Source organism: Fictibacillus solisalsi, from assembly GCF_900103485.1.
In the GTDB taxonomy this organism is placed as follows: Bacteria; Bacillota; Bacilli; order Bacillales; family Fictibacillaceae; genus Fictibacillus_C; species Fictibacillus_C solisalsi.
Map to the genome: position 1 here is coordinate 1,540,046 of NZ_FNHW01000001.1, position 21,570 is coordinate 1,561,615.

23 protein-coding genes are annotated in these 21,570 nt (G+C 40.1%); 10 read left to right on the plus strand and 13 right to left on the minus strand.

Features of this window, described 5'->3' with window-relative positions; genetic code table 11:
• Positions 1–14: 14 nt before the first annotated feature.
• The 3 genes from BLT53_RS07860 to BLT53_RS07870 all read right to left on the minus strand — a co-directional run bounded on the left by BLT53_RS07860 (position 15) and on the right by BLT53_RS07870 (position 3,448).
• Positions 15–1,697 carry a NucA/NucB deoxyribonuclease domain-containing protein gene (locus BLT53_RS07860; protein ID WP_090233952.1) on the minus strand — a complete coding sequence of 561 codons (1,683 nt, stop codon included), beginning with the start codon at positions 1,695–1,697 and terminating at the stop codon, positions 15–17.
• Between the two features lie 271 nt (positions 1,698–1,968).
• Positions 1,969–2,277, minus strand: coding sequence for a DUF4870 domain-containing protein (locus tag BLT53_RS07865; RefSeq protein ID WP_090233953.1), 309 nt, complete (start codon positions 2,275–2,277; stop codon positions 1,969–1,971).
• A gap of 118 nt (positions 2,278–2,395) precedes the next feature.
• Positions 2,396–3,448 carry an anthranilate phosphoribosyltransferase gene (locus BLT53_RS07870; protein WP_090233955.1) on the minus strand — a complete coding sequence of 351 codons (1,053 nt, stop codon included), beginning with the start codon at positions 3,446–3,448 and terminating at the stop codon, positions 2,396–2,398.
• 188 nt (positions 3,449–3,636) lie between these two features.
• On the opposite strand from BLT53_RS07870, the gene BLT53_RS07875 reads away from it, so the two are divergent.
• Genes BLT53_RS07875 through BLT53_RS07895 form a run of 5 tightly spaced genes read left to right on the plus strand, consistent with a single transcriptional unit; the run spans position 3,637 to position 7,558 of the window.
• Entirely contained in the window at positions 3,637–4,215 is a 579-nt protein-coding gene (locus tag BLT53_RS07875) for a biotin transporter BioY (protein ID WP_090233956.1), read from the plus strand.
• A 47-nt stretch (positions 4,216–4,262) separates the two neighbouring features.
• On the plus strand, positions 4,263–5,732 hold the full coding sequence (locus BLT53_RS07880) for an AMP-binding protein (RefSeq protein WP_170834274.1): 1,470 nt from the start codon (positions 4,263–4,265) through the stop codon (positions 5,730–5,732).
• A complete protein-coding gene (locus tag BLT53_RS07885; protein WP_090233959.1) occupies positions 5,728–6,822 on the plus strand; it encodes an acetyl-CoA C-acyltransferase in 1,095 nt (364 codons plus the stop codon). The genes BLT53_RS07880 and BLT53_RS07885 overlap by 5 nt, the downstream gene beginning before the upstream one ends.
• On the plus strand, positions 6,819–7,214 hold the full coding sequence (locus tag BLT53_RS07890; RefSeq protein WP_090233961.1) for an FAS1-like dehydratase domain-containing protein: 396 nt from the start codon (positions 6,819–6,821) through the stop codon (positions 7,212–7,214). The genes BLT53_RS07885 and BLT53_RS07890 overlap by 4 nt, the downstream gene beginning before the upstream one ends.
• Positions 7,211–7,558 carry a MaoC family dehydratase gene (locus BLT53_RS07895; protein ID WP_090233963.1) on the plus strand — a complete coding sequence of 116 codons (348 nt, stop codon included), beginning with the start codon at positions 7,211–7,213 and terminating at the stop codon, positions 7,556–7,558. The genes BLT53_RS07890 and BLT53_RS07895 overlap by 4 nt, the downstream gene beginning before the upstream one ends.
• 370 nt (positions 7,559–7,928) lie before the next feature.
• Here the strand turns inward: BLT53_RS07895 and BLT53_RS07905 are convergent, their stop codons facing one another.
• Positions 7,929–8,318 (minus strand): nuclear transport factor 2 family protein, encoded by a 390-nt coding sequence (locus BLT53_RS07905; RefSeq protein ID WP_090233964.1) that lies wholly within the window; start codon positions 8,316–8,318, stop codon positions 7,929–7,931.
• A gap of 165 nt (positions 8,319–8,483) precedes the next feature.
• Between BLT53_RS07905 and BLT53_RS07910 the strand changes: the two genes are divergently transcribed.
• On the plus strand, positions 8,484–9,362 hold the full coding sequence (locus tag BLT53_RS07910; protein WP_090233966.1) for a LysR family transcriptional regulator: 879 nt from the start codon (positions 8,484–8,486) through the stop codon (positions 9,360–9,362).
• A gap of 132 nt (positions 9,363–9,494) precedes the next feature.
• On the opposite strand, the gene BLT53_RS07915 is transcribed toward BLT53_RS07910, so the two are convergent.
• The 4 genes from BLT53_RS07915 to BLT53_RS07930 all read right to left on the minus strand — a co-directional run bounded on the left by BLT53_RS07915 (position 9,495) and on the right by BLT53_RS07930 (position 13,277).
• Positions 9,495–10,319, minus strand: coding sequence for a sugar phosphate isomerase/epimerase family protein (locus BLT53_RS07915; protein WP_090233967.1), 825 nt, complete (start codon positions 10,317–10,319; stop codon positions 9,495–9,497).
• Between the two features lie 148 nt (positions 10,320–10,467).
• A complete protein-coding gene (locus BLT53_RS07920) occupies positions 10,468–11,076 on the minus strand; it encodes a hypothetical protein (RefSeq protein ID WP_090233968.1) in 609 nt (202 codons plus the stop codon).
• Positions 11,077–11,757: 681 nt separating this feature from the next.
• A complete protein-coding gene (locus BLT53_RS07925; protein ID WP_090233970.1) occupies positions 11,758–11,931 on the minus strand; it encodes a DUF3006 domain-containing protein in 174 nt (57 codons plus the stop codon).
• A gap of 50 nt (positions 11,932–11,981) precedes the next feature.
• Positions 11,982–13,277 (minus strand): helix-turn-helix domain-containing protein, encoded by a 1,296-nt coding sequence (locus BLT53_RS07930; protein ID WP_090233971.1) that lies wholly within the window; start codon positions 13,275–13,277, stop codon positions 11,982–11,984.
• Between the two features lie 709 nt (positions 13,278–13,986).
• Between BLT53_RS07930 and BLT53_RS07940 the strand changes: the two genes are divergently transcribed.
• Together BLT53_RS07940 and argH are read left to right on the plus strand one after the other, a co-directional pair.
• Entirely contained in the window at positions 13,987–15,588 is a 1,602-nt protein-coding gene (locus BLT53_RS07940; RefSeq protein ID WP_090233973.1) for an APC family permease, read from the plus strand.
• Positions 15,563–16,882: an argininosuccinate lyase gene (argH, locus tag BLT53_RS07945; protein WP_090233975.1), complete on the plus strand. Its 1,320-nt coding sequence runs from the start codon at positions 15,563–15,565 to the stop codon at positions 16,880–16,882. The genes BLT53_RS07940 and argH overlap by 26 nt, the downstream gene beginning before the upstream one ends.
• A gap of 173 nt (positions 16,883–17,055) precedes the next feature.
• On the opposite strand, the gene BLT53_RS07950 is transcribed toward argH, so the two are convergent.
• From BLT53_RS07950 to BLT53_RS07965, 5 genes are all read right to left on the minus strand, one after another.
• Positions 17,056–17,595 carry a hypothetical protein gene (locus BLT53_RS07950; RefSeq protein ID WP_090233976.1) on the minus strand — a complete coding sequence of 180 codons (540 nt, stop codon included), beginning with the start codon at positions 17,593–17,595 and terminating at the stop codon, positions 17,056–17,058.
• 154 nt (positions 17,596–17,749) lie between these two features.
• On the minus strand, positions 17,750–17,965 hold the full coding sequence (locus BLT53_RS07955; RefSeq protein WP_090233978.1) for a hypothetical protein: 216 nt from the start codon (positions 17,963–17,965) through the stop codon (positions 17,750–17,752).
• Between the two features lie 97 nt (positions 17,966–18,062).
• Complete coding sequence (locus BLT53_RS07960; protein ID WP_090233979.1) at positions 18,063–18,236, minus strand: DUF3006 domain-containing protein; 174 nt, start codon at positions 18,234–18,236, stop codon at positions 18,063–18,065.
• A gap of 57 nt (positions 18,237–18,293) precedes the next feature.
• Positions 18,294–18,470: a hypothetical protein gene (locus BLT53_RS24970; protein WP_170834275.1), complete on the minus strand. Its 177-nt coding sequence runs from the start codon at positions 18,468–18,470 to the stop codon at positions 18,294–18,296.
• Between the two features lie 193 nt (positions 18,471–18,663).
• Positions 18,664–19,056 (minus strand): DUF6223 family protein, encoded by a 393-nt coding sequence (locus BLT53_RS07965; RefSeq protein ID WP_090233981.1) that lies wholly within the window; start codon positions 19,054–19,056, stop codon positions 18,664–18,666.
• Between the two features lie 201 nt (positions 19,057–19,257).
• On the opposite strand from BLT53_RS07965, the gene BLT53_RS07970 reads away from it, so the two are divergent.
• Positions 19,258–19,941 carry a response regulator transcription factor gene (locus tag BLT53_RS07970; protein ID WP_090236783.1) on the plus strand — a complete coding sequence of 228 codons (684 nt, stop codon included), beginning with the start codon at positions 19,258–19,260 and terminating at the stop codon, positions 19,939–19,941.
• Positions 19,941–21,095, plus strand: a complete 1,155-nt coding sequence (locus BLT53_RS07975; protein ID WP_090233983.1) for a sensor histidine kinase — start codon at positions 19,941–19,943, stop codon at positions 21,093–21,095. Before BLT53_RS07970 ends, BLT53_RS07975 begins: the two co-directional genes overlap by 1 nt.
• Positions 21,096–21,570: the final 475 nt, after the last annotated feature.

A 21,570-nucleotide genomic window follows, 5' to 3' on the forward strand; every position in this document is an offset into this window, starting at 1 on the left:
CTTTTATCAAATATTTACGGAATGGCATACACTTCAACCGTAAATTCCTGGCCATCTGTATTTTCCGGATTGGCGATATAAAGGTCTTTCATTTTTTTTATATCTGATTTTGCTTTATTGGTTAAATCATAAAATATGGTTTCATCGATGCCAAAGCTGTCATCATGCATCACATCGAATTTGGCGCTGGCTGGCCCTGAAGAAATCCTCCATTCCAGCTTGTTAGCATATGCAGGGATATCACCGATCTCAAAGTTATCGCTGGATCGATGGTCCTGTCCTGGTTTTGGGGTTCCATAAGAGGAAATGGTCGCCACTTTGACCGGTGCCTTTACTTGCACATTAAACGCATCCCTGTCTAATATGCGGTCATAGGCATACCAGGCACCAAGCCACCTTCCCGCCGCATTATTGGATTCCTTAGAAATCAGGCGGACAGAGAACCAATCCTGTCCGTTCGTAGCTGAACCTTCCCACGTCGACGCGAATGGAAACTCATCGCATTCCTTTCCGGTCCGGTCTTCGTCCTTAAATTCCTTATTGCAGACAGACCGGGTTTTGTTCCGGTTTTTTGCATATTCTTCCGGATGTCTTTTCGTATACATACGTGTAAGCGGCGCTTTCCCAACAGCACCTGGTATTTTCTTGCCCAGCACATACGGTTTTGTCTCCTCGGGATGATCCATAGCGAATTTCCAATGTTCCCCCGCTTCTTTCAGAGGAGCGAATGCCGGATCTGTAATCGGAACATTCAGGACGGGATCTGCCCGGCTGAAAATCGCTCCCTGCCAAAAATGCTGATCCGGAAAGGCAAACATATATTTCGCAGAATCAAAGCGAACGCGCTGTTTGATCCCTTCTATTGTTTTCGTAAATTTCTTAGGTGCGTGTTTGATGGTCAGCTTGGGAGAGAAATCCATATAACCCACCTGGTCGGGATTAATTTCGCTTGGGGATGGTGCATCAGAAAGAAAAGTTTTCAAGCCGTAGTTGACATTTTTCCATTGCGCAATGGTACGTTCGACTGGCGGGGTATCCGGATCAGGCTTACAGTCTCCCGGATTTATCTTCGCCTCGCAGTCAAAATCAATTTTTAATTTGGCTCCGTTCAGTGAAGGGTTGGTCACCAAGATATCGTCAATGCTGTAATAAATCCTCATCTTCCGGCTTTGATTGGAACCGAATCCAATCTCGGTAAACTGGATTTGCACCCCATCATAGGAGCAAATACCAAAACGGCATGACCGCGGCACCTGATAGGTGGCCACATGGGACCAGCAGAACGAATAGCGATTTTTAATATAGCCTGTACTTGATCCGCTGTCAGGGCTCCGCCGGCACTCCTCAACCGTGTTTATATGATCATAGTTAAAGGGTGGGGGTTCCCAGCCAAGCGCCGTAAATACCGGCGGACCCATCGGTGATTCATAGGAAGTACTTGCATTCCTGTCTTCTGTCTGGATTTCATTCAAGCTTTTTTGTCCTTCGTCGCTCTTTTGCTGCATCTGTTTCTCGCGGTATTTTTCAACCGATTTGCCTTTTTTCAGTTGCTGTTCCGCTTTTTCAGCCTGGTCGTTACTGATCCAATACGCTCCTCCTTTATCGTTTGCTTGTGCATTTGCTGCAGGTGCAGCGATTCCAGTAATCAAAAATAACAAGAGAACAGCAGTAACGGGAAGCCTGATCAATCTGGCCATTGCTTTACCTCCTCTTTTATTTTGATTTGGAAGAAGAGGTGCCAAAAGATGATGATTGCTCTGATTTTTGCCTAACAGTACCTTTAATCACCCTCCAAATCGTTGTCATATTACTATAGAAAAATAACTCTTTACAATACTTCCCATAGAAAACCCTTCCAATCTCCTATTCATATGATGATGCAACCGCTCTTATTAGGCCTATGGATGAACGACCAATGGCATAAAAAAAGCATCTTTCCCTTTTTGGGAAAAATGCTTTTAACCTTTATTAATTGACCCATGATCCTACAATGGGATACTGGAATTGACGGTCGTTCAAAGCCCGGACGATACCAATTATTGGTGCAATAATAGCCATCAGTCCGAAGATGATCAGGAATGGAATACCAATGAGCACCCAGGACAGGAATGCAGATATACCGATTAATATTCCAATCACAAAGTGAAAGATCAGTGCTTGAAGAGCCAGGCTCTTCACTTCGCGGTCGGCAATGAGCAAGTAAATGATAAGCGGCACCACAATCGGCGCAAACCAGGTGCTCGCATGAATCAAAATACGTAATCCCTTATTTTCCATATGTTTCGAAACTCCCCTTAACTTTCATACTTAGTATACTCTTATCATATACAAGTTATGAAGTCTTGTAACTGAACCTGAGGCTGAAATTTGCTACGCCTCAAGGCTTAGAAAATCCTCAGGAATCGATAGAACCCTGTAATACCCCTCGCCACAGGGTAAGCTGTTCTTCCCCTTTTTTCTCCGTTAACAGGCGGTCGGCCAGTTGGGTGCCTTCTCCAATGGTAGGTGTATGGCCCATCAAATAGAAACGCAAACCTGCGTTGAGTACCACTTGGTTCCGGTATGGCAATAAAACATCCGATTGCTCTCCTGCCAGTAGTTGTGTCATCAAACCTGCTTGTTCATCTGCATTCAGCACTTCTTTGTTAAGTTCTTTTTCATGTCTCAAACCATAATCAGACGGGTCAATAATGATGGACTCGCTTGATTCCTTGCCGATGTTATAAATAAAGCTGCTTCGATGAACCGGCAGATCCTCTGAACCTTCCACTCCTTGGACAATATAAGCTCTTTCGTAGTTTAATTGTTGAAGACTGGGAACAATCTTATTTACAGCTGTTCGGTGAAAAACACCAAGAATGATGGAATTTGCCCCTGACATGTCCAAGAGCTTTTCCACGGTATTCATGATTGTCCGAACTCCCATTTCCTCACGGATTTTTCGTAAGTCAGCCAGCGGCGGGCACAGTTTGTCAGTCCATGCAAAACCAATATTCACAGCTTTGAGCGCTGCTTGAACTTCACCTTTTGTCTGTGCAATAGGAACAGAAAGCTTTTGCAGAATCGTTTTTAGTGATGTCCCGTTTTTGGGAGGAAGTGATTCGCTGGCGTGCAAAAATACAGGAAGCCCCTGCTGGGATAGTAAAATATTGACGGGTATCGTAGCAGCAAACGAGTTGCGGCCGTTATACGGACCTCCGCAATCCAATATACCGCCTTCTGCCCGGGGCCGCTCAAGCCGCTGAGTATTTCTTCTAAATTCATGAATGAAAGCCAGCAGCTCATCCGGACTCTCGGTTTTTATCCGTTCCGCCATTAAAAAAGCGGCCATTTGAGCTTCAGTGGCTTCACCTGAAGTCATGCATTTTGCTGCTTCAAGTGCTTCCTCATAGGAAAGGTCTTTCGCTCCTCTTTTTCCCCGTCCTACTTCTTTGATCCATTTTTGCATGGCATGCGCCACCTCTCTTCTCAATTTATTTTAGAATTATCTCATTTCTTTTAAAGATAGGGCAACCGTTTCTTTTAAAGAATAGTTATTCAATATTCGTTAACCTTGAATAAAATATGGTTGACATTAAAATTAAGAATCCCTTACCATAAAGTTGTTATAATAAATGAATATAAGGAGAAAACCACATGAAAGTTAATGAAATTACCTATGTCGCATTATTTGCAGCAATTATGGGAGTACTCGGGCTGGTTCCGCCAATTATGCTTTCTTTTACTCCAGTGCCCATTACTCTCCAGACATTTGGTGTTATACTTGCAGGAGGTCTGCTTGGTGCAAGATTAGGAGCAACCAGTCAAATACTCTTCCTGATGATCGTCGCTGCCGGACTGCCGCTTCTTTCTGGAGGCAGAGGGGGCTTAAGTGTATTTGCAGGACCGAGTTCAGGTTATTTAATTTCATATCCAATTACTGCCTTTTGTATCGGATATTTATTATCCCGCTTTCGTCCGTTAAAACTACATCATATTCTTCTCATTAATTTAACAGTTGGAATTCTGCTCATTTATGCCATTGGAATCCCCATACAAGCCTTCATGATGGATATACCTGTTTTGGCTGCTGTTAAGTTAAGCCTCGTTTATATACCAGGAGATGTGATAAAAGCGGTCTTTGCGTCGCTTTTAATCAACAAAATTAGAAAAAACCTTTTTTTCTCCCGCTCATTGGCAACAAATGATATCCATCATGCTTCTAAAAATAGTTAACTGCCAGAGACACGTAATGTGTCTCTTTTTTGAAAGGAGAGTGCATCGTGAAATTCATTACAGAGACCTATAACTCTTTCGCAAAATTATACCCCGAGCAAACGGCAATTCATACTTCTAACCAACAAATCAGTTATAAAAAATGGAACATTTTAATCAATCAAACGGCCCACTGGCTGCATGCCCTTCCTACAGAAACCAAGACCATCGGCGTCCTGCTGCCAAACGGCATTCCTTTTTTACAGATGTTCCTTGGAGCTTGCAAGGCGGGCTGGATTGCTGTTCCATATGATTTAAAATGGAATCTAACAGAACTAAAACAACGAATTCATCTTTCAAACCCTTCTTTCATTGTTACCACACGAGAGATTTACTCAAAAATAAAACAACAGATCCCTAATGTCGTGGTGCTGGAAGAATGCTTACACGAAATTTCTCAATGTAGCACCTCCTTTGAATGGGAGCCAGAAGATGATCTTCCGTTTTATATTGGTTTTACATCCGGAACCACCGGAAGCCCCAAAGCCTTTATTCGCTCTCAGGACTCGTGGGGTGCCAGCTTTGATTGCAATCGCATCGATTTTGAATTAGATGAAACCGATCATATACTTATTCCTGGAGCCTTAATCCATTCTCATTTTCTGTATGGGGCTGTAAGCACACTGTACTTGGGCGGGACAGTTTATTTGTTAGAAAAGTTCTCCGCTGCAAAGGTTTTATCATGGATAAACACGCTTCCCATTACAGCCGCCTATGTCGTTCCAACGATGATTGAAGGGTTATTGAAGGAAATGATTTCTTTCAATAAACCGCTAAAAATGATCTCTTCTGGTGCCAAATGGAATGAAAGATCCAAAATTCAAATCAGGCAAAGCTTTCCTGAACTGTCTCTGTATGAATTTTATGGCGCCAGTGAACTGAGCTTTATTACAGTGCTTTCCGAAAAAGAAGGATTACAGAAAGATCGAACAGTAGGAAAACCTTGTTACGGCGTGGATGTCCAAGTGCGTGATGACGGCGGGGAAATTGTACAACCATATACAACCGGGAAAATCTATGTCAAAAGCAAATACTTGATAAACGGGTACTTTGACCACGAAAGAGTCCTTCAACCCATTCAGGATGAGGAGGGATGGGCTACAGTCCATGATATGGGCTATGTTGACGAGGATGGATTTTTATACATCACTGGTCGTGAACAAAACATGATTTTATATGGCGGAATCAATATATTTCCTGAAGAAATTGAAAAAGTTATTTCCATTCATCCGGATGTTGAAGAAGTAGCAGTTATCGGATTGACCGATTCATATTGGGGCCAGGTGACTGCTGCTGTAATTAAAGGAAAAAGCAATCTCACAGAAATCCACTTAAAGAGGTTCTGTAAGAAGCACTTGTCCTCTTATAAAATTCCGCGAAAATGGTTCTTTCTAAATGAAATGCCCTATACAACCAGCGGGAAGATCGCACGTGCAGACCTTGTGAAGCAGATAGAAAGACAGGTGAGCCATCATTAAAAGAGCTGTCATTGTAAGAGCGATTCGAACTCCGATTGGTAAAGCTGGCGGAATTTTCAAGGACATTCCCTTATATGAGCTTGCAGCTCCCGTTCTAAAATATGCAGCTGCTGGTGTCGAGGAAAAAATCGATGATGTCATTTTGGGAAATGTCGTGGGACCGGGTGGAAATGCAGCCCGGGTTTCTGCATTAGAAGCAGGATTTCCCCTCTCGGTTACCGGGGTCACCATTGACCGCCAATGCAGTGCTGGACTGGAAGCCATTCGACTGGCTTCATACCTGATTCAGGGAGGTGCCGGGCAGTGTTACATTGCAGGTGGTGCAGAAAGCTCCAGCACCTCCACCTACTCTGCCAGAGCCCGATTTGCCCCCGATCACATTGGGGATCCCGATATGGGTGTTGCCGCAGAAAATGTAGCTGACAAATATGATATATCAAAAGAAGTTCAAGATGAATATGCGCTATTGAGTTATAAAAAAAGCTGGGAATCTTATCATGAAGGATATTTCGATCACGAGATGATTCCGGTCGGACCATACAGCCAGGACGAACTATTTCTCAAAAAAAGAAAGATGGAGCTTCTTGTACAAAGAGCAAAACCCCTATTTAAAAAGGATGGGACGGTTACCGCCGCTAACAGTTGCGGGATCCATGACGGAGCGGCTGCTGTCCTTATCATGGAAGAAAACACAGCAAAAAAGAACGGGTTGAAGCCTGTTTTACGATTTATGGATAGTGAGGTGACTGGTGTTCATCCAAAATACCCCGGTGCATCCCCGATTCCTGCGATCAAATCTTTATTGCAGAGAAATAAGTTAACCATTTCAGACATCGATTTATTTGAAATCAATGAAGCATTTGCCTCCAAAGTCGTCGCTTGTTCAAAGGAACTGGCCATCCCTTATGAAAAATTAAATATTCGGGGTGGTGCATTATCTCTCGGACACCCTTATGGGGCATCCGGCAGTATAATGATTACCCGGCTTTTCTATGAGGTTCAAAGAAGAAAAGATGTAAACCATGTACTGGCAGCAATTGGGAGTGGAGGAGGCATCTGTGTGGCTATCCTATTTGAGGTGGTAACATGAGAACAAAGGACCATGAAATTATGTTCAGTAGCGAAAAGGTTCAGGAGTTTGTTCAACTGACCGGTGAACGTAATCCTATCTATCAGAGTATCGATAAGGCAAAAGAGTATGGCTTCAAAACAATACCTCTGCCCCCCGCTATGCCAAACATAGTCTATCAGTGGATTGAAATTCCGTGGAAGCTGGAACATCCTGTAATACTTCGAAAACAGAACTGCGTACTGCATCAAAGGATGTTTATTGGAGAGCGTTATCGTGCAGTGGTAAAAGTTACAGATCAAAATAAACGCCAACACCATTTCTTTGTCCAACAAACCCTCTGCATTTATAACCGGGATGGACAACTTTGCTTTGAAGGGATATCTGATTTGATAGCGGGTGGTTTGTCATGAACATACTCACCTTTCAAATTACTGAAAAGGATATTGAACAATATGCTGTCATTTCTGGAGATACTAATCCCATTCATCTGGATATCGATGCAGCAAAACAGCATGGGTTTCCTGATAGAGTCGCTCACGGGATGTTAACCATTTCCAAAGTACTCGGCGTGCTTTCCAATGATGTCCTTTCCCCCTACGAAGCTATAACAGACTATAATTTCAGTTTTTCAGCTCCAGTTTTTGCAGGGAATCAAATAACGCTCAGCATCAAACAAACCAAGAACAGCATCAGTGTTTCAGGAGAATGTGAAGACAAGAAAGTCATAAAAGGATTCGTCAGGCTAGCGGAATAAACTGCTGTCTAATGTGCAAATGTTTCATCTTCGGCAGGAACTAGAATAAGTAAGAAAGGTCCTTCATTTACTTTTAAAATTACAAGTTCCTCAGTATTGTTTGGCAGCTCATTTTGTCATTCATCATAGTCCATTTTTCTTCACTTGAATATACGTTTTTGCCCATGCAAAAACACCTCCGAATTTTCACTTGTTTAAGTGAAACATTTCGAAGGTGTTTTATTGTGTCTCATTATTCGGTTAGTTTAGGAGATCCGGGGTGTTTCATGCTAAAAGCCATTCTTTTTGATTAAGTAAACTATAGGGCCAGTCAGCAGATCAAGCCCCATCCAATATTTAAAAGGAGAAAGACGAGGATTCGTTCCGAATTCTATTTTAAAAAATATTGTTCCATACTAGCCACGTCTGAAAGGTACGTATCTATTTTAGTGATAAGTTCCGATTCAATGGTTAGCACCGTCGCTAATTCTTCTTCCAGAACACGGCCATCTTCTGAGACAGCTGAATTATGCAGTGAAAGGGTTAGCCCATTTTGACCCACAAGTATTCCATGAATTTGTGTATTCACTTTTCCGTCTACAATTGACTTGACTCGATTGATAACAGCTTCCGTTCCTTCAGCCGTCCCCGAAATTGCTCCGTTTCCAGGCAGGGTCCATTTAACCGATGGATGCAATAACTTTCGAATTCCTTCCCAATTGTGATCTTTGTACGCAGCCAGAAATTGTTCTCCAATTTCAATGTTTGATTGATTATGCATATGTTGCCTCCTGATATCTTTTTTAATAACTTAAAAGGGCAAATGAACCAAAGGATTTCTTTTTGGAGTGCCTGCAAAAATTGTACACCCTGTCAATCATCATGTAAAATGATAATAAATGATATATAAATTCGTTTTTAATGATAATAATACAAGGAGCCAAAAATGGAAATCAATGAGCTGCGAATTTTCCTGACTGTTGCAAGTGAGGGCAGCATAACAAAAGCCGCCCGAAAGCTCGGCTATGTACAGTCAAACGTTACTGCAAGGGTGCAACAATTAGAAACCGAGTTGAATACACAGCTTTTTTACCGCCAGAGAGGAATGTTATTAACGCCTGCAGGTGAGAAGTTATTGAGTTATGCGGAGCAAATTATCCATTTACTTGAAGAGGCACATAAAGCCCTGAATGATTCTGAAGAACCCGTCGGCCGTCTCATGCTTGGAGCCACTTATACCGCCTCTTCAATGTATCTTCCTTCCATACTGGCTGATTTTTTTAAACTTTATCCAAAAGTAGAATTATCGTTAATGACCGATTATTCCGCTCAATTGGTGGAAAAGATTCGTCATTTTCAACTTCATGGGGCATTAGTGAAATCGGAACTAAATGATGAAAGCATTGTGCAGGAGCTTATATTTGAAGAACAACTCGTTTTAATCAGTACACCAGAGATGAAGAATATTGAAGAAGTCTGTAATCAGCCTTTCCTCATGAATACAAAAGGCTGTCCGCAACGAGACCAGCTTGAATCTTGGCTGAAAACAATAGGGATTCATACTATTCGATATTTAGAATTCAATCATCCCGATGCTATTATTCAAGGTGTGATTGCGGGACTTGGAGCCTCTTTGATGCCTAAGTCTTCGATTCTACCGCTTGAAAAAAAGGGGTTCGTACGTTCATTCGAAATTCCAGAACAATACAGTACCACCAAAACCTTTTTCATTCGGCACAAGGATAGTTTAATGACAAGCGCGCTTTCAAAATTAATTGAGATGCTAAAACAAAATTCTGAACATAAAAGGGAGAATTTGTATTGACTTTGCCTGGTACCCCACAAGGAGCAAAACAAAAAACACCGCTGGACTTCACTCCAGCAGTGTTCTGTCATCGCTCTATTGATCTGTTATGAAGATATCCTTGCCTATAGACAATTACTTGAATTCATTACTTTAGATGTGCTTTTTAACTATGTCTTTCACTTTATTAATACCCTTCCATACATCCCCTGGTTCGTCATAAACTAATGTTAAAGGTCCAGTGTAATCAGCGTCTCTTAGTAGAGCTAAACAGTTTTCTAGTTCTTCCTTGTCAACTTCACCATCTCGTGTAGTGAGAGCCTTTACATGGACAGATTTACTTTTAGGAAGTGTTTCCTTTAAAGAGTCCACTTTGTTAGGACCAGAGAAGTTTCCGAAGTCACTTATTAAGCCTGTAAGGTCAGTATGTTCAAGTAAAAACAAACAATTTTCTGATGTAGACGCTAACGACCGAAAATTTTCGGTTAACACCCCTACTCCTTTTTTCTTTGCGTATGCGCATATCTCAGTAAACTGGACCGAGGCACGTTGTAAAGCTACTTTATCTTTTGGACTTGCTTCCCCGCTAACTACTCTTACGTGTTCTGCCCCTACTATTGAGGCAACATCAATCCAACTTTTGATAAAATCCATATCCTTCTCTTTTCGGATGGGATCTGAAGTGGATATATCACCATAGTCAATCAAGAGAGCATAAAACCTTATGCCACTCTCTTTTATGGATTGACCTAGTTTTTGTAAATAATCTAGTTCAGTAGAATGGAAATGTGCATGTACAATTTCCACTGCTTGAAATCCTTTTTCAGACAGGACGCCTGGCAGTTCTACTAGTTCAAGATTTAATGGTTGTTCCTCAACTTCTGTCACAATTTCTTTTTTATCATGATCCCATTTTGACCAAGATAAAGGTCCTAAATGTCTGTGTAAGCTCCAAGATGTTAATGATAAATAGCTCATATATTCGATCTCCTCTCTTATTTATGGACCGCATCTCCTCGCTAAAATCCGTTATGATCATATCTTATTACACTCAATCACTGCTTTTAACAATGTCTGCAACATATCCCCTCCACTCTCATTGCGCAAGTATCATACAATTGAATTTCTACTCCCACTTTCTTTCAGGAAGTTGTAGTTTCTCTCGTAATAAATAAACTTCATCAGAGATTAAAGTTCTAAGCTCATTGTAGTATTTATCCAAGTCTGCATGTGCTCTGTTTTTAAAAGATCCTGTTAATTCAATAACTTTTATATATGTATCTTTATCAGCATAATACGTATTCTGGACCACTAACCCAACAAATTCCTCTTGTTGTTGTGGAGTTAAATCATGAAAATAATGTGCTCCATACTCTAAATGAAATGTAGACGCCATATTATCAATCGGACCGTAAAACATAGATAGTCTTTCTTTATTTATTTCCCTTAAGTTATCTTCATCCCTAATCCTCCTTTGCTCCTCAATTGTGTCATTTATCCCTTTTACTGATGCTTTTATTGTAATCATTACACCAACTAATGTAATAACACCTGAAATTACTCCTCCAATGATTGCTCCCCAAAAAGAGCCAAGATATCCGATCCACGTATCTGGTGATTTTCCGGCAACTTTAAAATGACCAATAAACATTAATTCATTAGTTATAATTGGAACAATCACAGATACAACAATAATCCCAATAATAAATAAGATGTAAAACTTTTTTCCTAGCAATTCTCCTCAACCACCCTTTTTACCTAATGTAACTCATTACTCTTTATCTCTTTTAGTCAATGTGACAGAAGGCCAGGAAACATGCCATAGCGAATACAGAATGGAGGCTTCCCCTCCTGATTCAGCTCATCTTCCGGTCTGTTGTGATGCAACACAACTTTACAGTTCAAACATCTAATAGCCCTTTTCTTTAACAACTTTCCTTCGGACTACATAAATTCGCCAGAAGATGACAAAATCCTTTGATCGTGAATCAATAAAAAAGCACCTATCAAAAGGAGTTTACACTTATCTTTTGTCTATTACTTTAAGTGCAACTGTTGTTATTTTGCTCGGTGGATCAGGGAAATTCAATTTCATCTAATTAATAATCTTCTCTTCACCATTCAATAACATTATCTCTCCTGGTTGCATTTGTCCTGTCCAAGTTGGATCGATTTCTTTTAAATCATCTTTATCACCATCATGTTTAGTTGTTTGTCCAATTACGATTTTTTTGGCCCAGAATCGACATTCATTATACTACTGAAATAGGTAAATTAAATTGACAACCACCCTTTGAGATTGGTGCTTTTAATCCTACTGATAATCAAATGTTACGAAAACAGCCAAGAAAAAAAGACTTTCAAGAAAGTCTTTTAAGCATTACTCGAATAGTTCATTCATTAAATCTTGTACTTCTTATCTTCGGTTTACTGTTTTGTCTTTGAGGATGGTAATTTTATCTCCCTCTATGTTTACCCCATCTCCAGGTGAGGCATCAGCAGGAAAAAGCCTCTTCTCGAAATCTGGCGTTTTATTCCCGGTTTCAACGACTACAAGATCTTCTTCAAAGCGATCAATAATCCCTTTCATTTCTGGATCACATCCTTACTTTGGAGTGACTATGATCTTGGCCAACAGCTTTATGTTAAACGATAAATTTTACTTGGCCTGCCACGAGAGGCAGAGCCTTCAGAACCCATATACTCTGCTAACCCCACTTCTGTTAAACTGGTAACCATCCGTCTAACATTTCTTTCATCAAGACGGAGATGGGTAGCTATTTCTTTTGTTGTGAAACTTCTTAAGCCCATTCTCCTTACAATCGCTGCTAGTTTACTATACATTCGAACACTTACATTTCCTTGTTCTAACTTTTTCAGAAAATCCTTATCTTCAAGCCGATAAGAATAAGTCAACTCATCAATCTTTCCAGCAGATTCGATTATCTGCCCGTCTTCCTGAATAATTACAATTCCGTAATCTCCTCTCTCTTTGGACCACTGCATTGCACTAAGAGCATTAACCTCTGCAGCAAAGACGGTTTCTCCATAACCAATTCCAACTGCGATCGATGACCCCGATTCAAGAGAAAGTTGATCCACCGTCTGAACCAGCATGTTAATATTTCGCTCATTGGCACCACGAGAACTAAAAATAACATATCGCCCATTCCCGCGCTCCATAAGAGAACCGTCTAAAGACTCACTCAACCCAATTAATGATTCCTTAAGACGGGTCTCCAAGTACTGTAAACGATAGGGGCTTCTTGCTTTTTCAGCAATCTTATCAAAATCATTAATATCAATAATTCCAACACTGATTTGAGTATCCTTAAAATAGAAGGCCCTTACCTTTTCCTCCAAAATTCGCATGGTTTGCTGAATTTCCAGAGTTGTAGGCGTATACCAGTAAGCTGGAACACCGGCTTCTATCAAACCTTTATAAACCCCCTCGAAACAAGTTATCGAAACATCAATCATGCCTTCTTCCCATAAACTCAGGTGATATTTCAGTAACTCGTTTGGGTTGGTCTGCATTCCATATCTTTTAATATAGACATTAGAAACGGGGACATTAAGCTGTTCAAGTGCATCTTCTATATTTGTCTCTTCAAGCTCGTCGATGCTAACTCTTTCGACGATTACATTGTGATCAAGAGCCGTATGCAAAAAACAGCGGTAAAGACTTGCTTCTGTATGTTGAATATGTACCAATTGTTCATCAGAATTTTTTATTTTTTTTGCAATCATATAGGAAAGTTTTCCCGAAAAAAGCCAAATATCAACCTGGTCATTATTTTCTTTAACAATGGAACTTGTTTCCAGAAAATGATTGTATGGAAATGGTAAAAATCGCAAATTCTTATCCATTTTCTTCGCGAGAGTTAAAATTCGATCTACTGAAGTTTTAGGACCTACAACTCCAATCTGATACATATGTTCCTGCCTTTCAGTACCTAATCATTAAGCACTTATCTGTTTTGTAATAGGTTACACGATGATTTTCCTTTTTGTCTAGACCAATATAGCTACTTGAATTTACCTATTAAAAAAATTTTTTATAGCTTCTAGACGTATCCTATGCCCACAATCTTCACAAGTGTATTTCCCTTTCATATTCTCTTTAACTAGCTTATATTTCAATGTGCCTTCATATACTTTGAATTTTTTTCTGCAACCTATACAAATTACTTCATAATAAAAAATTTCACATCCCTCCCCTTTCATCGCTCCGTATAAAACCAAGTATAAAAAGAAACCCATGAACACTTCCACTAAAATATAAATTTATTTAACCATGGTGCTGAAGACTCCCCCATCACTGTGAATGAACTTACATTAATATTTCATGTTGCGAATTTTCGAAAAATATATTGCAAAAAACAAACTTTTCAAATAGAATTCCTTTTAGGGTAATTACCTATTATTAACCTTATATTCTGCAATTTAGCTGCACTTTTTCATGGTTAGCCCAATGTCCTAGTTTCTTTTAATTGCTAGGCAAAATTCAACTTATGAAAGTATCAGCTAAAAATACTAGAAAGGAGCTATTAATTTTAATATTAAGCCATTGTGTTTCCAGGTCATTTGAGCAATTTCATTCTATTGTTTTGAACAAATACCCCATTGAGAAAGAGGGAATTTCATGAATCAAGAACAATATTTAAAAAAGAAAATGGGCTTTTGGTCACTTACAGCACTATCTCTTGGTGGAATTATTGGATCAAGCTGGCTTTTTGGACCATGGAATACAGCTAAACTGGCTGGACCAATAGCCATAATGTCTTGGATCATTGCTGCATTCGTCATCATGCTTATCGCCCTTGTTTATGCTGAATTAGGAAGAGTAAAACCAGAAGCAGGCGGGCTGGCCCGTTATCCTCTTTATTCCCATGGAAAATTACTTGGTACAGTAACAAGTTTTTCAATTTGGCTTGGCTACTGCGCTACTGCACCAGTGGAATCGTCAGGAGTTATTCAATACGCTAATCAGTTCTGGCCAGGACTATACGATGTAACTAAGGAGCAACTTACTACAACAGGAATTCTCGCGTCGACAATATTAATGGTATTTTTTGTTGTTGTTAACTATTTTGGTGTGAAATTATTTTCTGTCACCAATACAATTATAACCATTATCAAATTTATAGTACCCTTATTAACCATCATTGCTTTTTTTATGACGGGTTTTCATGCAGAGAATTATACAAGTCATGGGGTTGCCCCTAATGGATATGGAGCTGGCTTAAGTGCAATCTTAACTAGTGGCATATTTTTTGCCTATACAGGATTCGGAAATGTAATTATGATGGGCGGCGAAGTTGTAAATCCAAGACGTAATATTCCACTTGCACTTATCACATCTTTATCATTTTCCGCAATTTTATATGCTTTGCTTCAAATTGTTTTTATTGGTGCTGTTCCGCCAGAAATGCTAGCTAACGGTTGGAGTGGAATTAAATTTGACTCTCCCTTTGCGAACTTAGCACTTATGGCTAATATGGTTTGGCTATCTTGGACCATTACAGCAGACGCAATGATTTCCCCAACTGGTTCTGCGCTCGCCTACACTGCCGGCACTTCAAGACATGTATTTGCAATGGCGAAAAGTGGATTCCTGCCATCTTATTTTGCATCCATTAATAAAAGATTTGGGGTTCCAACACGTGCGCTTACCCTCAACTTCCTTATCGGGTTGCTTTTCTTGTTCCCTTTAAAGAGTTGGACTGCGATAGTAGCAATTGTCGGGGCAATTGGTATTTTTAAGTACGCTTCAGCTTGTGTCACGGTAATGGTGTTTCGTAAAGTTGGTTTGACAAAAGACAACGGTATCCCCGGCATGACTATTATTGCTCCTTTAGCCTTTACCTTTGCCACTTTGCTTATTTATTGGACAAACTGGAGCAGAGTCCAACTTGCCATTTGGGGACTAGTAATCGGACTTGCAGGGTATTTAATCGTTCATTTTATCAATAAACATAAATTGATAGAAATAATAGGCGGGATTTATCTGGTTATTTATATTTTGATGCTCGTTGGTATTTCATCAATCGGAAACTTTGGTGGTCAGGAATTTATTCCAGAACCGTTCATGTCTTATATTGTGGCAATACTAGGATTCATCTTTTACTATTTTGCCGTTTTTAACGGTATTTGGTATATGCGAAAAAAGGGAAATATTCAAGATATAGAAAATACAGACGTAAATAAGGAGAATTCTTATGAAGCTTTGGGGAGGACGTTTTAGAAAGGAAGAGAATCAACTAATGGAGGACTTTAATAGTTCTCTTCATGTTGATAAGAGGCTTTATTCTGAAGATATTAACGGCAGTATTGCACATGTAAATATGCTTGTGAAATGCGGATTACTTACAAAGGAAGAAGGAGAAAGTATTAAAATGTCTCTTCTTTCAATATTGGAAGATATCGATAATAGAACCTTAGCGATCGAAGGGAATTATGAAGATATTCATAGTTTCATTGAAGCAAAATTAACTGAAAGAATCGGTGAAACAGCAAAAAAACTCCATACAGCGAGAAGCCGTAATGACCAAGTTGCTTTAGATATCAGGCTTTACGCTAAAAATAAGGCATTACAAGTGATCGGCTTTATTGAGGGTCTGCAAAATACTCTTAAAGAAAAAGCAGAAGCAAACAATGTGATTATGCCTGGATACACCCATTTACAAAGAGCACAAGTAGTCACTCTGAAGCACCACTTAATGGCGTATTATCAAATGCTGGATCGGGACAGAAAAAGAATTCTTAATGCGATTGAAATTCTAGACGAATGTCCGCTTGGTTGTGGAGCATTGGCAGGTACGACTCATACGATAGACCGAAAAATGACAGCTGAAGAGTTGGGGTTTTCACGACCTGTATCCAATTTCCTTGATGGAGTCAGTGATAGAGATTATCTCCTAGAATTAATGTCAAGTTTTTCGATTATTATGATGCATTTAAGCAGGTTAAGTGAGGAACTGGTTTTATGGAGCAGTCAAGAGTTTAAGTTTATAAGTATTGATGATGCCTATTCAACAGGCAGCAGTATTATGCCTCAAAAGAAAAACCCTGACGCAGCAGAACTTATACGAGGAAAAACAGGACGAGTATATGGTTCTCTAACTTCTCTTTTAACAACCATGAAAGGGTTGCCATTGGCCTACAACAAGGATATGCAGGAAGATAAAGAACCCTTTTTTGATACTTTGGATACTGTGTTATCTTGTCTAGAAATTATGTCAAACATGATTTCTACTATGAAGGTAAATACTAAAAATATGAAAAAGGCTGTGAAATCAGGCTTTCTCAATGCAACAGAAGTCGCTGATTATTTAGTTAGCAAAGGGACTGCATTTAGAGATGCGCATAGTATCGTGGGTTCTATTGTTATTTATTGTGAAGATCATAATAAAGGAATCGAAGAGTTGTCTCTCGACGAATTTAAGAGTATACATCCATTAATTGAAGAAGATTTATTTGAATTTATTGATTATCAAAATATTTTAAATAAAGGGATTAAGGTTGAAATATTGAAATAAACTAGTTTTATTAAGAGCTATAGCATAGAAATTAATGCGAATCTATGCTATAGCTGTTTGGAATAAGAAAGATTAGGACAGGCATTATTATAAGAAATTATCTTTTTAATTTAAAAGACGATCCTTATAATTAGTTTGCTCTGTTAGGCGGTTACCCCCTCAGACACATTGATTCAATGTTGAAGCATCTCCAGATATTCCTCATATAAGGTTGTTAAAACGTCTAAACTTGATACATGTTCCACCCGTAAATTCCATAATGACGTTTTTAATTCTCCTCGTGTCATATTTCGGTCGTCTAAAATCGTTTCAAGTGAATCATCAATGGTTTCATATATATGAATAAGCAGTCGCAATTGATCTCGATCATAACGAGATACCTTTAACTTCCTAGTATCAAGATAAACTAAATCATCACGTAACTCCCGAACTTCCTTTTGCATGTTAATTAGCTCATAAATGCCTAATCTGACATCACCTTTCGTTTTAAGCCATGGTTGCTCAAGATAGTAAATCGATTTTTGAATATACTGGCTTAATTCATTGTTTATTTTCTTTTCAAGTACTTTATCTTGTAACGATTCAAGGTCCTTGCTGAATTGGCCAATCCCATGATTATCACCATTTAAAGTATATTCTTTTTTAAATGCAAGAAAGGAATACGGAAAATACCAATTACAAAACAAGGTAATGACAACAGTAGCAATCAACACAATGAAGACTTTTCTCTTTATACACTCACCCCCTTAATTCCACATTCAATTTACCATAAATTTCAAAATTTCAGAACGGATATCAAAAAAGACAGGTACACGAGGTACCTGCTTAATTGGCATTATCGGTTTTATGAAACACGGATTTTTTGGCCTATGCTAATTGATGTCTTTTCACCATCGGATTCAGGGTAATTTTCACAGTAGTCGCTTTGAACATTACTGCATCCTGCAGAGATGGTGTCTCCTTTAACAACTGAATGGTAAATCGGCTAGATCGATAAGAGTATTGTTTTGCAAAGGTTGGAAGAACAGCTGCACAAAGAGCAACCTTGGAATTGGTGCTTTTAAATCCTACTGATTTGAACATCCCCCTATAATCAAATGTTACGAAAATAGCCAAGAAAAAAGACTTTCAAGAAAGTCATTTAAGCATTATTCGAATAGTTCATTAAATCTTCTACTTCTTATCTTCGCTTTGCTGTTTTGTCTTTGAGGATGGTAATTTTCTCTCCCTCTATGGTTACCCCATCTCCAGGTGAGGCATCAGCAGGAAAAAGCCTCTTCTCGAAATCTGGCGTTTTATTCCCGGTTTCAACGACTACAAGGTCTTCTTCAAAGCGGTCAATAATTCCTTTCATTTCTGGATCACATCCTTACTTTGGAGTAAATGAAGTCTTCGCTGTATACTTTTTCCCTTACCACTTTATACCCTTTGGCTGCCGACCATTCTTTACTGCTTTTGATTTGCCGATTGTGCCGGTATAAACGGTGTCTTTACTCTTGAAATGGAACACCGACTTATAGGAGCCGTTAGGAAGCCCTTTAACCTTTAAATAAATGATCAAGTTTTGCTTAGGCTTTGTATTATCCACGGCAGCGCTCTGCTTAAAGGACTTAGATGCTGATCACCAGAAATTCCGCTAATATAAGCGGAATTATTAATTAGAAATATCTTTACTTTCTTATTTTCAATTTCATAATTCCAAATGCTTGCGTATATAAAAATGTATATGCTTTTAAATTGCTTTACCCATTGTCTAATAACTAATGTGAAGTACTAAGGAGTCAGCCAGCACGGAGGGAGCGGATCAGAGTGATACCGGCAAGAATTATACTAATGATCCCTGTCACGATGGCGATGACAGCCGCAGCTCTTCCATCGCCAGTGCCGAGACCACCAGGGAACATGGTCATATGAATTAAAGCATAGATAATGCAGACCAGGGCCACCACTACGGATATTATGGCCCCGTTTCTCCCCCCATTGCCAATACGACGGATGGAGCGGGATAGAGACAGCCCAGCAAAGATTGCGTTCATTAGCCCCACAAACGCGTCTGCCGTGGACCAGATTCGCCCGGTCGTGATTACATATCCGACTTTACTTTCAGCAAAGGCAATCGTTGGTACAAGTAGAAGTGCGCAGAGTATTCCGAATGAAACTAATTTTATTTTCATATACTCATTCCTCCTCTTTATTGTTTTTACAAACTGAATCTATATCGGCTTTCACTTTACACCAAAAATATCGAGAACTTATGCAGATCTTCCTCTCTTTGCGTGAATTTATTTAAGAACCTACCAAATCACGGTATAATTTCGGTAAGCGATATAACTCTCGTTAATGGAAGCGAACTAAACGGGAAAGATGTGATGGGAATGGAAACGAAATTGTTGCTTGTGGAGGACGAACCGGGCATGCTGGAGGAGATGCAGATCTTTTTGCAACGCGAAGGATTCCGGGTATTGACCGCCTGTACTGGCAAGGAAGCGCTCATAATTGCCCAGTCTCAAAGGCCTGATCTCATCGTGCTTGATTGGATGCTCCCTGAGAAAAGCGGAATCGACGTTTGCCGCGAAATAAGAAAAACCTCGCATTGCGGTATTATTATGGTTACTGCCCGATCGGATGAATCGGATAAAATCGTCGGACTGGAAATCGGTGCGGATGATTATTTAACGAAGCCATTCAGCTTGCGTGAGCTCTCTTCGCGCATCAGAGCTTTACTTCGCCGCTTACGCGGACCTGAAGATAGGTCGATATTTTTGGAAAGAGATAACTTAATTATTTCTGAGGCGAAATGTCAGGTATCTAAAGACGGTAAGCAAATCCAATTGACACCTACCGAATTCAAAATTCTGTTGACACTGGCTGCTAAACCAGGCATTGTCTTTAGCCGTTTGCAATTAATAAAGGCTGCCTTGGAGGATGAGTACATGGGATACGAAAGAACGATGGATTCCCATATCCGGAATCTACGTCGCAAACTAAGAGACGATCCTACCAATCCCCGATATATTCAAACGGTATATGGTTTTGGTTACCGATTCGGTGAACGTTAATGAGGATGACGTTCCGGATGAAAGTATTTGCCAGTATGGTACTTCTCATGCTTATTGTAAGTATCACTTTCTCTCTTACAACACAAATTCACACAGCCAAATTGATCGATCAATTTCAAAGGAAACAGATCGATGCCGACTATTTGAGAGCTACGCCCGAGGAGCAAATCGAAATCTTTAAAACTTATTTCCTTGATAATATGCAGATGGACGTACTGCTTAATGTCACACACGGAGTACGCTTGTTCTTTTTTATTGCAATCGGATTACTCTTCAGTTTTTGGATATCAGGGGTGCTGACCCGCCCGCTTAAAAGGCTTATAGCCGCCATAGAGCGCGTGGCGCAGGGCGACCTAAACGTCAAAGTGCCTGTAGACACGAAGGATGAATATGGGAAAGTCGCTCAAACGTTCAATGATATGACGTTTCGCCTGCGTGAAGCCGAAGAAGCCCGCAGACGATTGGTGGCCGATGTTGCTCACGAGCTTCGCACGCCGCTGTCCATGATGCAGCTTAAACTGGAGAATTATCAGCAGTCCGTTCATCATATCCCGCCAGAAATGCTGCTTCGGATTCATGATGAAGTGATCCGAATGAGCCTTCTAGTAGATGATTTATATGTCTTATCGTTGGCAGAAGCAGGCCGGTTGTCGCTCAATCGCAAACCGCTTGATCTGACCGTTCACCTGGAACGAATGGTGGACGACGTAAAATACGAAGCGGAAGAAAACGGATTAGACGTTTGCCTTTATACGAATTCGATGCCGGTTACCACGATAGCAGATGCGAGACGGATTACCCAGGTTTTCTATAATTTGCTGACCAATGCGATTCGTTACACGCCACGTGGAGGGAAGATTACGGTTGAAATCGAAGATAGGGTCGCTGATGGGAATGCGTACTTTGCACGTGTTTCGGTGAGCGATACCGGCATCGGAATACCGGAGGAAGCATTACCCCACCTATTCGACCGATTTTACCGCGTAGACGAAGCGCGCTCGCGACATACAGGCGGTACGGGGCTCGGATTATCCATCGCCCATCATTTTGTAAAAGCCCACGATGGGTTCATCCGCGTCGCGAGTGAGCCCGATGAAGGTACTACATTTTCCGTTTATTTGCCTTCGGGCAATGGTATTTTAAACAAAGGGTAGAACCCCATGCCCATCAAGCCATCCATTTTTCGGATAAACAAACCCTCAACGTTTTCAATTACGCCAGTGGTTTATATTACAATTAACACTTATTCGATATGCGGCAGGTAAAATGCCCTTTGGCCACCTTCTCATCTAAAACGGGGTCACTGGAGGTTTGATACTCCTTCGAAAGTTCAACGAAAAAAAATTGGATGTTCTTTCGGCATATTCGTGATGAAGTCGGAAACAGCATCTCGCCTTTCCCGAAAAACTTGTATATGTTAGTTAAGGAAGCTGATTGACGTCCAATTACTCTACAAAAGCAGCTGACTTGTTTGCAATATTAAAACACGGAATATCCATCCCCTTTTTCTCTATCATAAATACGAATGCAGATCGAAACAACATACGGGATAAAGAGGTAAGTTGTAGCCCTAGATCATGACAGCTTATTTTTGATATTCATATGAGAATGGGCAGGATGGAACCAAAG